This window comes from Actinoplanes sp. NPDC051411, from assembly GCF_040682075.1.
Taxonomy (GTDB): Bacteria; Actinomycetota; Actinomycetes; order Mycobacteriales; family Micromonosporaceae; genus Actinoplanes.
The window spans coordinates 1-12,408 of the sequence record NZ_JBFBAD010000117.1; the positions used below are offsets into that span (position 1 = coordinate 1).

Annotated in this window: 13 protein-coding genes and 1 pseudogene; 7 read left to right on the plus strand and 7 right to left on the minus strand. The window is 65.8% G+C overall.

Going from position 1 to position 12,408, the window contains the following annotated elements:
* Positions 1 to 54 precede the first annotated feature (54 nt).
* The gene (locus AB0M88_RS41465) at positions 55 to 504 is read right to left on the minus strand and encodes a hypothetical protein (protein ID WP_364111609.1); all 450 of its coding nucleotides are present in this window, start codon (positions 502 to 504) and stop codon (positions 55 to 57) included.
* Positions 501 to 665 (minus strand): hypothetical protein, encoded by a 165-nt coding sequence (locus tag AB0M88_RS41470; RefSeq protein ID WP_364111611.1) that lies wholly within the window; start codon positions 663 to 665, stop codon positions 501 to 503. The genes AB0M88_RS41465 and AB0M88_RS41470 overlap by 4 nt, the downstream gene beginning before the upstream one ends.
* Positions 666 to 901: 236 nt before the next feature.
* On the opposite strand from AB0M88_RS41470, the gene AB0M88_RS41475 reads away from it, so the two are divergent.
* The 4 genes from AB0M88_RS41475 to AB0M88_RS41490 all read left to right on the plus strand — a co-directional run bounded on the left by AB0M88_RS41475 (position 902) and on the right by AB0M88_RS41490 (position 3,137).
* Positions 902 to 1,186, plus strand: coding sequence for a hypothetical protein (locus AB0M88_RS41475; RefSeq protein WP_364111613.1), 285 nt, complete (start codon positions 902 to 904; stop codon positions 1,184 to 1,186).
* A 209-nt stretch (positions 1,187 to 1,395) separates the two neighbouring features.
* Positions 1,396 to 2,070, plus strand: a complete 675-nt coding sequence (locus AB0M88_RS41480; RefSeq protein WP_364111615.1) for a sigma-70 family RNA polymerase sigma factor — start codon at positions 1,396 to 1,398, stop codon at positions 2,068 to 2,070.
* Positions 2,071 to 2,079: 9 nt separating this feature from the next.
* Positions 2,080 to 2,331 carry a hypothetical protein gene (locus AB0M88_RS41485; RefSeq protein ID WP_364111617.1) on the plus strand — a complete coding sequence of 84 codons (252 nt, stop codon included), beginning with the start codon at positions 2,080 to 2,082 and terminating at the stop codon, positions 2,329 to 2,331.
* Between the two features lie 590 nt (positions 2,332 to 2,921).
* Entirely contained in the window at positions 2,922 to 3,137 is a 216-nt protein-coding gene (locus tag AB0M88_RS41490) for a hypothetical protein (protein WP_364111619.1), read from the plus strand.
* Between the two features lie 10 nt (positions 3,138 to 3,147).
* Here the strand turns inward: AB0M88_RS41490 and AB0M88_RS41495 are convergent, their stop codons facing one another.
* Together AB0M88_RS41495 and AB0M88_RS41500 are read right to left on the minus strand one after the other, a co-directional pair.
* A complete protein-coding gene (locus tag AB0M88_RS41495) occupies positions 3,148 to 3,366 on the minus strand; it encodes a hypothetical protein (protein ID WP_364111621.1) in 219 nt (72 codons plus the stop codon).
* 53 nt (positions 3,367 to 3,419) lie between these two features.
* Positions 3,420 to 3,584 (minus strand): hypothetical protein, encoded by a 165-nt coding sequence (locus AB0M88_RS41500; RefSeq protein WP_364111623.1) that lies wholly within the window; start codon positions 3,582 to 3,584, stop codon positions 3,420 to 3,422.
* 195 nt (positions 3,585 to 3,779) lie between these two features.
* Between AB0M88_RS41500 and AB0M88_RS41505 the strand changes: the two genes are divergently transcribed.
* On the plus strand, positions 3,780 to 4,658 hold the full coding sequence (locus AB0M88_RS41505) for a GNAT family N-acetyltransferase (RefSeq protein WP_364111625.1): 879 nt from the start codon (positions 3,780 to 3,782) through the stop codon (positions 4,656 to 4,658).
* A 384-nt stretch (positions 4,659 to 5,042) separates the two neighbouring features.
* Positions 5,043 to 7,196, plus strand: coding sequence for a tetratricopeptide repeat protein (locus tag AB0M88_RS41510; RefSeq protein WP_364111627.1), 2,154 nt, complete (start codon positions 5,043 to 5,045; stop codon positions 7,194 to 7,196).
* A gap of 391 nt (positions 7,197 to 7,587) precedes the next feature.
* On the opposite strand, the pseudogene AB0M88_RS41515 reads toward AB0M88_RS41510, so the two are convergent.
* From AB0M88_RS41515 to AB0M88_RS41525, 3 genes and pseudogenes are all read right to left on the minus strand, one after another.
* Positions 7,588 to 7,701, minus strand: a pseudogene (locus tag AB0M88_RS41515) (hypothetical protein); the annotation flags it as partial.
* 160 nt (positions 7,702 to 7,861) lie between these two features.
* On the minus strand, positions 7,862 to 9,754 hold the full coding sequence (locus AB0M88_RS41520) for a hypothetical protein (protein ID WP_364111629.1): 1,893 nt from the start codon (positions 9,752 to 9,754) through the stop codon (positions 7,862 to 7,864).
* Positions 9,751 to 10,986 (minus strand): tyrosine-type recombinase/integrase, encoded by a 1,236-nt coding sequence (locus tag AB0M88_RS41525; protein ID WP_364111652.1) that lies wholly within the window; start codon positions 10,984 to 10,986, stop codon positions 9,751 to 9,753. The genes AB0M88_RS41520 and AB0M88_RS41525 overlap by 4 nt, the downstream gene beginning before the upstream one ends.
* Before the next feature lie 505 nt (positions 10,987 to 11,491).
* Between AB0M88_RS41525 and AB0M88_RS41530 the strand changes: the two genes are divergently transcribed.
* On the plus strand, positions 11,492 to 12,385 hold the full coding sequence (locus tag AB0M88_RS41530; protein WP_364111631.1) for a hypothetical protein: 894 nt from the start codon (positions 11,492 to 11,494) through the stop codon (positions 12,383 to 12,385).
* Positions 12,386 to 12,408: the final 23 nt, after the last annotated feature.

Here is a 12,408-nt window from a genome sequence, read left to right on the forward strand (position 1 = left end):
AGCTATCCCACCTGGGGAATTACGTGAGCGACGGGGTGGGGAATTACGTGAGCGTCAGACCGCTACAGGTGGGGAATTCCGTGAGCGCCGACACGCCTCGAACATCGGTCCCCGGACCAGGCTCTGGAGCGTCTCCTGCATCTGCTCGAACCAGGTGATCGGGCCGACCAGGCTCTGGATCGTCTTCTGGATCTCTTCGAACCAGATGACCGGGCTGACCAGCTCGGCGATCTGGTTCAGCGAGGGAGCTATCGCATCCAGGAAGGACTGCCTGCCCTCGGCCGTTCCGGCCCAACCGGCGCGCATGGCCCCGCGAAGGCGCGAGTCGCGGCTCGGCCTGCGACGCGCTCGGCCGGCGGCTTCGCGGGCGCCGCGGGTGAGCCGCAGATCGATCAGCCGCTGGTGCGCCCGGAGGGCGGCGCTGCGGGACGTCGCCTTCTGCCGGGGACGGACCATCACGACCTTGGTGGGCGACACCACGACGCGGGGTATGGCCGGCGTCATCGAGGTGGCCTGGGGACCATGGCTGCGAGCGGGACACCTGTCCAGTTCGGGTTCGCGGCCGCCGCTCGCTGGAACGCGCGGGCCAGAGGAACGCCCTTGCGGGCCGGCGGGGTGAGCGAGTCGGGGTTCTCGGCGGAGACCGCCTCGTCGTTGTCGTTCATGGTGCTCCTTCGGGTCTGGAGTGGTTCTCCTACTCCTCCAGGCCGTCAGAGCGGGGTACCGGCAAAAAATCTTGGAACTTTTTTCGGCGAGGCTTCCCGGCCATGGTCCAGGGGCTTCTGCCGACGTGAATTCTATGAGGTGGGACCGACAAGAACCGAGGCGAGCCGGTCCGTCCTCCTGCCCGCCTCTCGGCTTGTCTAGCGACCATAGCTGTCTAGCGCCTATAGTCGCGTGCATGGACAAGGCGGCGAGGTTGATGGGCGCCCATGAGATCCGAGTCCGCCTCGGCGGCATCAGCCGCCAGCGCGTGTACCAACTCACCTCTCGCGCCGACTTCCCCCGGCCGGCCGCGGTCCTGCAGCAGGGCAAGGTGTGGTTCGGCGATCAGGTCGAGGCGTGGATCGGGACCCGCCGCCCTCACCAGGACGACCTTGGCGAGGCGGAGTCCCGGTCGAGCGGGTCGGCCACCCGGGCCGGCGTCTTTTCCGAACTACTCCGGGATGAGCCCGGCCCGGGGTGAGGATCGTGTGCTGGGCGCTGACCCTTCGGGTGTGCTCCGTTGGGTTTTCGCTGGTCAGAGTGGCTCGGCGAGACGCTTCTGGAAAATCTTGGCGATGGCCGGTGCAGAAACTGTCCCGCGCCTCGTGTCATGTCCGTAGGGGGTCGCGTTTTCTCAGCTCCAGCCCCTGGAGCTGGAGCGGCACGACCCAGAAGGAGAGGCACTCGAAGATGAGCGCCTTCCCGGGGGGAAGCTATCAGCCCCTCGACCAGGACCGGGGTAACACGGACCCGGCAGACAATTCGGTCGAAGCTCCGGACCTCGGTTCTGAGCAGCGGCGCGTCGAATCATCGACGCCGACCTGGATGGATCTTGACGAAGGGCAGTCGAAGATCCTGAAGGATGACTATGTCCACTGGTTCACGACCGACGGTAACCGCGTTCTCCGCGCCGCCGGTCACAGTATCGCTGGCCGCAAGGGGAACGAGCTCGGTGCGGATGCGGCCGTTAAGTGTTATGAGCAGTGGCCTGACCCGCATAAGCGGGAACGGTTCAAAGGAAGCCCTCAGTATTGCTACCGGGTCGTCCGGAACTTGTTCCTCGACCAGATCAAGACCAGCTATAACCGCAATGAGATTCACGCGGGGCTCCCGGGACACCCCTCCCTCGAGGAGGGCTCGACCGGGACGGTCTGGGACAAGGCGAATGGCGATAGGGCTGATCCCGACTGGGAAGTCAGGTTCGCAGTCAACTCTCTCAGCGAAGAGAAAAGCGAACTGATCTTCCTCGTCTACTGGCTGCGCATGAGCCGGGTGAAGGCCGCGGAAACTATGGGTATCACTCGCCGTCAGGCAGACAGGATTCACGAATCCGCCATGGGAGAGCTGCGCGCTCTTCTGGAGTAGGAGGGTCAAGTGGACGTTGAAAAGCGTTTGCTGAATATGACCGACTCCTTCGCGGAACACGCGTCCGAGAAAGACCTGGACGCGTTCACGGCACAGGTTCTTGATCGTTTGGGACTGACCGTGCCGAGTAAGACCGGAACACCTGGAGGTGCCGGCCCCACTGGGGTCGGCCCCTCCGGGGGCGGTCTTCGTGAAGGACACGACACCGACCGGCTGGTCGGAGAGAGGACAGAAACGAAGATGTTCGACTGCCGGTCGTGAGCGACCGGCGATCCGTAGAAGCGTCAAGGCTTGCCTTGCGCTGATCGAAGATCCACCGCTCCGCTGAGGCTGTCAAGGGAAGGGGAGTCTCGGCGGCCGGGCTTGATAGCAGCCAGGAGAGGCGCGTGGCGTACTCGCGGCAACCTCATCCAGGGAGAGGAACCGCAACCAGCCTCAACTCAATCAACGACGAGAAAGGAGATGACTACGAGTGAACGAACATCGCAAAGCTGCTAGACCCTCTAGCGGTCGGCTAACCAGACTCTTGAGTTTGGCGAGCCTCGCCGCAGTGCATCTCGTGGTTCTAATCCTCGGGGGCGACAGCCGGCGCGAGGCGGCGCGCCGGCTGAGGCCGCTTGGATGGATCAACGGGCTGCTGCTGGGTGCAGTGATGCGTAGCTGATCAAGTTAGACAGGGGCCCGCGGCGGTAACCGCGGGCCCCTGCCCCTTATCTGGGGGCCGTCTTTGAAGACTCCGGAATCGAGCGTGCATAAAGTGCGGCCGGATTCGTGTCATAAACGAAACCGGCAGGCAGTGCCCCGCAAAGAGCGCGGCCCGGCAATGCCGTATCGACATTCTGGAGCTTCTCGTGCGTGACAAGATTTTGTTTTTCGTCCTTTCGGCGCTGGCCGCTTTGACGTTGTCTCCGCTCATCGCCGGAGTCGCGGTCTGGGTGGGAACTCTTGCCGGCATGACTAGTGGTGCGCTGATCATCCTGTTCGGCAGCACAACCGCCGGCGTCTTCGCCGCATTCATGACGCTGGCCAGCCTCGCGGCCAGCCTGTTCTTCTCCAAGTCGAAATAGCCCGGTGGCGTCAACGGTCCCGGCCGCGAGGAATGCCAAGATCCGTTGTCCTGCGGGTTCCACCAGCCTGACGCTGCAGAGAAGCGATCTTGCTCCGGGCTGCGTCGAGGCTCACCTGCAAGCCCTCAACCTCGCCGAGCCAGCCATTGGTGCGGGCCTCGATGCGCTGGGTTAGGTTGCGGGCGATGTCGGCCAGCCGGTGAGCTTGGACCGGGTCGACCTGGAGCATGGGGCAGCGGATGTATTAGGTGTTCACTACTCAGGCCAAGCCCCGCGCAGCGATCACGGCTGGAGGAGATACGCGACAACCTGCAGGCCCGCATTGCCGAAGCTGTCCGCGAAAGATGGCTCGGCGAGGTCGAGGGTCTTCAGGTGAGCCTGGCCGGCGCTCAGGACAAACTCGACCAGATCGAGGCCACTGTTCGGAAGAACACGACCGCGACTCAACTGGGCATGCCGTCCTTCGGACAGATCGTCGGACGCGCTCCCAACGGCGAAACATCGCAGGCAGTCGCCTCTAGGAGGGACTCGAAGCGCTGATCGCAGCCTGGCCAGGCGGCGTCACACAGGGGCGTTCGGAAGACAGGATCGGGCACGGCCAGTCGCCTTCGCTCAGCCGACGGGGCTAGGCATCATCGATGCATGCGCCCGAACGACTGGCACCTCACCGAAGACATCGACGACTTCCTCGCCCAAGCCGGAGACTTCCTACGCTCTCGACCCGCCTTGCACACCATGCCCCTGACGGTGACCGAAAAGCTGCGCGCGCTCGGGCCGGCGGGAAGCGGAAACCCAGCCCCCGTCTTCGGCTGGCTGGAGCAGTCAGGCGAGGTCCGCGCCACCTTCTACCGCTTCCCGGGCCGCGGCCTGAGCGTCACCTCCCTTACGCCCGAGCAAGCCGACACCCTCGCCGTCCGCCTGGTCTCCCTCCGGCACGCGCTTCCCTCCGTCAGCGCGGACCACACCACCGCGACCGCTTTCGCCGAAGCCTGGCAGCGGCACACAGGCGCGACGCCGACACTCCGCTTTCGGCTTCACCTGCACCGCCTCGGCACCCTCACACCACCGGAGCCGGCCCCGCCCGGCCGGGGCCGGCTTGTGGATGATCGGGACCACGAGCACCTCATCCGCTGGTGCCGCGAGTTCGCCGCGGACGTCGGGGAGACGGTCACGATCGACGCCGCGTCTTGGGCCAACACTCGCTTCGCCGAGAAAAGCTATACGTTCTGGGAGACCCCGGACGGCACGCCCGTCTCCATGGCCGGCGTGAACCCGATGGTCGCCGGCCAGATTCGGGTGGACCCCGTCTACACCCCGGCCCACCTACGCGGCCGCGGCTACGCAGGCGCCGTAACAGTCGAAGTGACCCGAGCCGCGCTCGCCGCCGGAGCGACGGACGTGGTCCTGTTCTCCGACGCCGCCAACCCCACCAGCAACGCCCTATACCGCCGCATCGGCTACGTCCCGATCGCCGACTGGGCCGGCTACGACTTCACCCTCACCGAGTCGGAGGACAGTTAGGACGACCAACGCCTGGGATCGGGACGCACAAAACGCGAAAGAGATTCGTTGTTCAGAGAAGCGTGTGTCAGATGCCCTCTACTTCGGGTCGACCCGGCCCAACTGCCGCGACTAAAAGAGATCCACATCAACCTCGCTGACCGACTCCAGGAGGCCAAGGAGCAAGGCTGGCTCGGCGAGGTCGCCACGATCGAGACCACCATCGCCGCTGCCGAACAGAAGCTCATCGCGATGCGGGGCCAGGCAGCCCATCGCACCACAACCAGTCTGGGTATGCCGGGCACCGGCCCAGCCGTGGGACGATCGAGCCCGAACCGATGACCGTGCTTGGCCGCAGTCCAGGCGTACGGTCTGCCAGATCCATCTATCGCCGAGGTGCCCTTGATGCGACGATCGTGGCGACTGCTAAGCGCGTGGGTCGCCGTCGCCTTGGGCGGCGCCATGGGCGTCGGTGGCGCGCTGATGGTCTCACGCTGGGTCTCCGCGCCGTTGGCCACCCTGGTCGGCGGCGGCGTCGCGGCGGTCTCAGCGATAGCTGCCGGCCGCACGAGACAGTGGCTTGAGCGGCAATTGGAACTACGACGGGAACTTCCCGACCGCATCACCCTGCATGGACGGGCTGGAGGACTTCCGCGCGTTCGTGACATCACCGACCCGGTCGTGCTCGGCGTCCATCCAGCCGAAACACGCGTCGACAACCCCCGGCAGACTGCCGCAAGCGGGTCCACGCCTTACATCCCGCGAGATGTCGACGACGAGCTCCGCGACGCAGTCCGCAGGGAGGGCCTCATCGTGGTCGTGGGCGAGTCGACCGCTGGGAAGTCCAGGGCTGCCTTCGAGGCGATACGAGCGCTGACTCCAGATCATCTGCTCGCTGTTCCGTCAGGGCGGGAGTCGCTCGCCGCTGTCGTTGCCCGACTGTCCGAGTCGCGTCGAGCCATACTCTGGCTTGACGACCTAGAGCGTTTTCTCGGTCCTGCCGGCTTAACTCCTGCGGCGGTGGCCAACCTGACCGCGAGGACGGGTCACAGCATCATTCTCGTGGCCACAATGCGGACGTCGGAGTACGAACGATTCACCGCACGAGCAGAGCCTACTCTCGACGACCAGGCGCGCTCGGCTTGGCGGGCGAGCCGAGACGTACTCCGCAGCGCCCACATCATTGTCATGCACCGGCTCTGGTCGGCAACGGAACTGGCAGACGCAGCAACGTTCGCCGATGACTCCCGGATAGCCCGAGCGCTGCAACAAGCGAAGACCTTCGGCATTGCCGAGACGCTCGCCGCAGGTCCGGAACTCTTACGCGACTGGCGCAACGCTTGGGCGGCGGGCAGCCACCCGCGCGGTGCCGCACTCGTTGCCGCCGCCGTTGACTGCCGCCGCGCTGGACTGGACGATCCAGTGCCTCGCCACATGCTGCTAGACCTGCACCACCACTACCTGCTGACCCACGGCGGCCACGCGCTCAGACCCGAGCCCGTCGACGACGCATGGATGTGGGCACTGCGCCGAGTGCACGGGGCAAGCAGCCTCCTCATTCCTGCCGGCGCAAGCGACGAGGACCAGCGCTACCTCGCATTCGATTACCTCATCGACCAGCCCGACCATGGACCGATCCCGCCCGACACCTGGAATCTGCTCATCGCCAGGGCCGACCAATCGCAGGCCCTCACGGTCGCCTGGGAAGCGTTCTGGCACGTACGGACAGCGTTTCACGCGGCAATCGAATCCGGCGCTGCAAACGACGTATTCGCACGGTCGAGCGCGATGTCCGACCACGGCGACCACGCGCACGCAATTCAACTCCTCGCCGATGCCTTGAATCACGAAGACGCTCAGGGCTGCGACCCGGAGCACCGTCGGCACCTGCGGCACCAGATCGCCTACTGCCAGTTGCTGTCCGGACGCATCGATGAGGCAGAAGCCACCTTCAGGGAACTGCTGGCAGAGGTCGAACGCACCCTGCCGCCCAACGACGAATACCTGCAGGTCATGCGGCACAACCTCGCCTCGTGTATACGGCACCGAGGCGATCTTCCAGAAGCCCTGGCTCTGTTCCGGCGCATCCTCGCCGACCGTGAACGGCAGTTGGGCCCCGAAGCCATGAACACGTTGGCAACCAGAGGAGCGATCGCGGGCATCATCGCCGAGGTGGGCGATGCAGCTGAGGCGGTGCGCCAGAGCCGACTCATCCTCGCCGACGAAGAGCGCGCTCTCGGCAAGGACCACACCAACACCCTGTTCACGCGCCACAGCCTCGCCAACTATCTTGCCAAGAGCGGCGATCCCGCCGCGGCGATCGACGTTCTTCAAGCTCTGCTGCCCGACCTGATCCGCGCGCTGGGAGCCGACCACCCTGAGGTTCTCGACGCCCGCTGGCACCTCGCGCGGTACCACGGCCAGCACGGTGACCGGCTCCGAGCAGCGCGGCAATTCCAGGAAGTCCTTTCGGACCGGGAGAGAATCCAGGGTGCAGGCGACCAAGGACTCGAACTCGCACGTCAGGAGCTTCAGGACTTCCTTGCCGAGCCGGCGTAGTCCCCCGCGATGCCGGAACGCGGATCAATGGCTCCGCATGGTCGCGACACGCGCGAACAGCAGGTCCATCCAAGAATTCTTGGTGACCGTCGGTCACGACGAACCACCCATAGTCCTTCACGCGAATTCCAAGATCATTTCGGTTAAGCAGGCGTGTTCGTGCTTGCAGGGCGTGGGGGCGGCCGCAGGTGCCCAGTTCGAGTTTGCGGAGCTGGAAGTGTTCGTGGAACTCGTGCCATTCGTCGTCAGTGGGCTGGCGATATTCGGCTTCGGGGCGGACCGAGCGGCGCCGGTCGAGAAACCCGCGATAGGTGCGGATCAGGTCGTCCTGGAATACCGCGAGGTAGGCCTGCGTGGTGGTCAAGTGGTGGTGTCCGAGGATCTTGGCCGCGATGTGGACGGGGAGCCCTCCGGTGACGGCCTCGGTGGCGAACATGCGCCGGAAGTCGTGCGGGGTGACGTGCAGCGGCTGGCCGGTGAGGTCGCGCAGGCCGGTGCGGGTCATGGTGGCGGTGAGCAGGATCTGGACGAGCCGGGTGCTCACCACTTCCTGCCGGATGCCGACCGTGCGCTGGAACAGGTGCGGTAACGGAGGCCCGGTGACCTGCTCGTGCCCGTCATTGCGGGCGACCAACGGAACCGTGCCGCCGCTGATTTCGTCCGCGTCATCGGGACCCAGGTGTCCCCGACTTCCGGACTGTCTCCGGCGCTCGGATGTTCACGACAACGGGGCCCACCGAGGGTGCCCTCGGCGAGGTGACCGGGCTTCGGTGGGTGGGTCCGCAACTCGCGAACACCAAGGGCGGGTAGGAGATGGGCGGGACCCGTGGATCACTACAAGTGGGCCCCAAGGTCACGGATGTAGCCACGCCGCCGACGGCCCGCAGCCGGCTGACTATCGCAGCGAGCACGCTCGCGAGTTCAGGTCCGACCAGCAGCAGCCGCTCCTCGTTGCTCTTAGATGGGACGATCTGCAACAGCGGGACGACCTCGCCGGTGTCCGGCAGCTTGTAGGAGACCAAGGCGAGGTGGGTCAGTCCAAGCAGTTCCTCGATCCGGACGCCGGTGTGGCGCAGGGTCTCGATCACCGCCCATGCCCAGAACGCGTCGTCCTCGGCTTTGGTCAGATCGATCCGCTCCCCGCCGTCGACGGTCTCGACCAGCACCCGAGAGCGGCTCGGTCGGCCGATCCGCCGCTCGTCGGCGTGGCTTTTGAGCAGGACCCGGCGGTAACGGCGCCCGGCGTGGGTGAAAGTGTCGCCCGGCTGCGCCGCCGCGGCGGCGGTGAGCAGTGCCGCCTGCTCGTCCCGGTGGGCGTGGGCGGTGGTGACCAGAACCGGCAGGTGGGGAAGCCGCTCGCGGACGCGTTGATGCATCTCGGCGGTCACGACCTTCTTGTGTTTGACCATGCCGTGGGTCTCGCCGCGCCGGACCGGGCTGCGGACGGCCCAGGGAGCCCAGCTCGGATCTTCCAGCGCCCACTCCTGCAGGTCGAGATAGACGGCGCGGACCTGCTGCAGCATGTCGAGGTAGGTCCGCCGCGGTGTCGGCTCCTTGCCGGGTCGTCGGATGAACCGCAGCCGCTGTTTCCAGGCGTCGGCGACCTCGACCGGCAGGTCGAACGTGTCGATCTCGGGGTAATGGCGTTCGATGTCGGCCCAGAAGTTGCCGACCACGGTCCCGATCAGGTCCCGGAAGGAGCTGTAGTCCATGGCCGGGCGGCGATGCTCGAAGTAGCGGATCAGCATGTCGCGGATCGGACCGGGTCGGGTGCCGTAGCGGTCGACCAGCTCGGCCGTAGGCCGTTGCCCCTCCCGGGCCGCGGCCCGCAAGGTGACGGTGACGGGCAGGACGCCGATATGCCGCAGCAGGTCCCAGGCCTCGGTCAGCCCTTTGAAGGCGTTCTTGCGGCGCCGCTGCGCCCATGCCCGCAGCTCGAACAGGTCCTCGGTCGTGATCTGGTCGACGTTCTTGCCGGTGTGCAGCAGCACCTTCGCGATCGCGGTGAACGCGTCGTCGATGTGGCGTCCCTCGAAGTGCAACTCGTCGGCGGCGACCTGTAGGCGGTCGAACAGGTCCGGGCGGAAAATCTGCCGGACCCGGTGGAACAGCATGTTCGCCCGGTAGCTGTGCACCATGTCGTAGCTGGGCAACACGACCCGGCCGAGCAGCAGCCCGACCAGGCCGTCGCGGATCTCGTCGTGCCGGGTCGTCTCCGAGTGCGGGTCGCCTGCGGTGACCGCGTCCAGCCAGTCCAGGTTCGCGCCGTCGGCTCCGGATGCCAACCACCGGGCCTGCCAGCCGTCGCCGGGATGCCGGGCCAACCAGTTGAGGATCGTGCGGGCGTTGCGCCGGCGTCGCTCGTTCTTCCAGTTCTGCGCCGCCGGCCACTGGGGCAGCTCGGCCACCTTGGCCATGACCTCGTCGATCGAGAGTCGGTCAATCGGACCGACGTGCGAGCGGCCGGCCAGATGGTCATGCCAGAGGGTGCGCGGCCGGTTCTCCTCGACCCGCGCGGCCGGACGATCGGAGCGGGTGATCACGTTCGGGCGGGTCACTGCAGACCTCCGCCGAACAGCACCGCCAGATCGGCGGCGTCGTAACCTGCGGCGACCGCGGGACGGTCTTGCTCGGCCCGCTGCTTGCGGGTCTCCAGGTGCTCCCGGACCCTGCGGAACAGCTCGGCGTCGTCTCCTTCGAGGTAGCCCTGTGTGGTGGTCAGATGGGCGTGACCGAGGATCGTCTGGACGTCGCGCAGCGACAGCCGCTCGTCGCGGATCATGCGGATTGCGCAGGTGTGGCGGAGATCGTGCATCGACAGTTCGTGCCCAGAAGATCGTTCACCTGCCGGAAGACGGCCCGCAGAGCGTCGTAGGTCAGCGGACCTCGGTACCGCTCGCCCTGCCGTAGGTCGCGGCGGCGCAGCGTCCACCAGATCGTCTCGGCTGGCCCGAGCGGCCCGAGCGTCTACAAGTAGAGCCGCAGTCAGACGAAGGCCTCCGCGCTCGCCGTCGGCCGTCGTGCCTTTGCGGCGCACCCGGACCAGCTGGTCGCCCCAGTCCACGTCCGCTCCGCGGATTCCGAGCAACTCGCTCGCGCGGACGCCCGCGCTGACCGTGATCGCCAGCAACGCCGGGTCGCGATCGGAGCGCAACGCAGCGAACAACTCCGCCCACCGCTCATCCGGCATCGCCCGGACCCGCTGCCGCGGAACCGGTGGGTTGTAGCGCAGCCGACCTTCGGCGCGGAACGGCTTGAAGGGGTTGTGGTGCGCGTTCGGCCGGCGACCCTTCGCGCGCTGCACCGCAACGGGATTGATCAACGGGCCTTGGCCCATCTCGATCCAGTAGTCGTAGAAGGATCTGATCACCGCGTTGCTGTGTCGGATCGTCCGAGGCTGGCAGCTGTCGTCCAGATACCGCTTTCTGGTGATTGGGTTGACCCCACCGGCCACAGCCAGCGACTTCGTGCGCCGAGCCCGCCGCTGCTTCGACGTATGCAGCATCCACAACACGAAGTCGCGCGTCTCCGTCGACGTCGCCTTGTCCCACTGGACGCCGACCGTTTGGAGAAACCGCCACCACCGGTGCAGCGCGTACGCGTAACTCCGGACCGACCCCGGGCGATTGCCGCGGGCCACGAAGTCCCGGAAGAACCGGAAGATCGCCTCCACCGGCGCACCCGCCGGATCGACCACCAGCCACGGCACCGGCCCGACCGCAGCCACCACCCTGCCCCACCGCTCGAGCTTCAACTCGGTGGCATCTCGATCTTGGTCTTCCCTCAACATCACGCGCCCTCCCCATCGGCCGCATGACAACTACTGGGACGAACGCAACGCCATCCACTGACACGCCGCAGGAACGCTTCGTAGTCCGGTCAATAGATCGAACCCAACCCGGCCACGTTGGGGCCGGACGGAGCGTCGACGGCGGCAGCGCTCACCACCCGCGGCAAATCAGGACGCTTGCCCGGTTGGCGGTTGGGATATCCGATGGCATCCTGACGACGAGTACAAGCGGCGACCGGGCAGGGTGTGCATATTGGTTAAAAAGACAGGTGGCCCGAACCCTAAGAATGTCGACAACGCAAAAAGTGAAGTGGACTCGCGAAGTAGTCAGGCTCCCAAGAAACGCCGGCGGACTTCGAACGGCCCGAAGCCGGAAAAGACGAAAGATACCAACCCGAAGTCAGGGTCCAAGAACGGCCGAGGCTCGCTGACTGACTCGAGATCGACGAGCCGCAAAATCAGAAAAATGCTTGGGGGCGGCAACACTACAGGAGACCGGGGGCGCGTGCGGGATGCCGAGCCCGACGAGCCTCGCCCGCTGTTCAGCAGGCTCCTCGGCCCTGCGGGCAAGCTCGCCGGGGTGCTGGTGACCGCCTTGGTCGGAGCGATAGTCGCCGCCTTCGTTACGCCGCTAGGGTCAACCCCTCGTGTGGCTCCCCTGCTCGACCGGTTGACCGGCCGAGGACGTCCACTCGACATCACGTCTTCGTTTAGCGCCTCGTGGCCTGCCGCATTCGGCAACGAAGCGAATGCGGAGGCTTTCGTAAAAGCCTTCAATGAGAAGGGGATAAACCCGGGAAAGCCGCGGATGTGGGGTGGTGTCCCAGCAACTAACGGGTGCGCCATTGTTTTGAATGTCACGGGCGACCGTTATCAGCAGGTTCGAGTGACTACGATAAAGATCAAATTCGTTAGCAGATCCGGCCCCATCGCGACCGCATTCGTCGAGCCTCCCGGAGGGAGGGGTGGAGCTGGCGACTACGAGGTGCTCAGCTTCAACCTCGATGCGCAAGAACCCGTCGGTCTCTACACTACAGCCGATGGCCAGGTAACCGATGTGCCGTATTTCCAGCGACGCAACGTTACGCTGTCCAAGGACGAGTCGATCCACTTCCTACTCGATCTAACCACTAAGGCACACGCCGTGAAGTTCACGGTCGAGGTGGGATTTGAATACGGCAACTCCAAAAATCTGCGGCACGACACGGAAACAATCAACGACGACGGCGCGCCGTTCGCCTTCACGGCGCTCGCACCGCCGACCGTCCCCGAGGTTATCGGGCCGTCGAAGAAAGCACACCAGCCGAACCATTCCGGCTACAAGTACGTCTGGCTGTCCAACCCGGATGGTTCCCGCATCGTTGCCGACAGCCCGGCTCGGCAATCGGTGCGACGGTAGTGGCACGATGCAGCATGGCCGCT

Coding starts and splice junctions, on each gene's coding strand:
- AB0M88_RS41475 (WP_364111613.1), top strand. CDS start 902: ATGGACAAGGCGGCGAGGTTGATGGGCGCCCATGAGATCCGAGTCCGC.
- AB0M88_RS41495 (WP_364111621.1), bottom strand. CDS start 3,366: ATGCTCCAGGTCGACCCGGTCCAAGCTCACCGGCTGGCCGACATCGCC.
- AB0M88_RS41470 (WP_364111611.1), bottom strand. CDS start 665: ATGAACGACAACGACGAGGCGGTCTCCGCCGAGAACCCCGACTCGCTC.
- AB0M88_RS41510 (WP_364111627.1), top strand. CDS start 5,043: ATGCGACGATCGTGGCGACTGCTAAGCGCGTGGGTCGCCGTCGCCTTG.
- AB0M88_RS41480 (WP_364111615.1), top strand. CDS start 1,396: ATGAGCGCCTTCCCGGGGGGAAGCTATCAGCCCCTCGACCAGGACCGG.
- AB0M88_RS41505 (WP_364111625.1), top strand. CDS start 3,780: ATGCGCCCGAACGACTGGCACCTCACCGAAGACATCGACGACTTCCTC.
- AB0M88_RS41525 (WP_364111652.1), bottom strand. CDS start 10,986: ATGTTGAGGGAAGACCAAGATCGAGATGCCACCGAGTTGAAGCTCGAG.
- AB0M88_RS41465 (WP_364111609.1), bottom strand. CDS start 504: ATGACGCCGGCCATACCCCGCGTCGTGGTGTCGCCCACCAAGGTCGTG.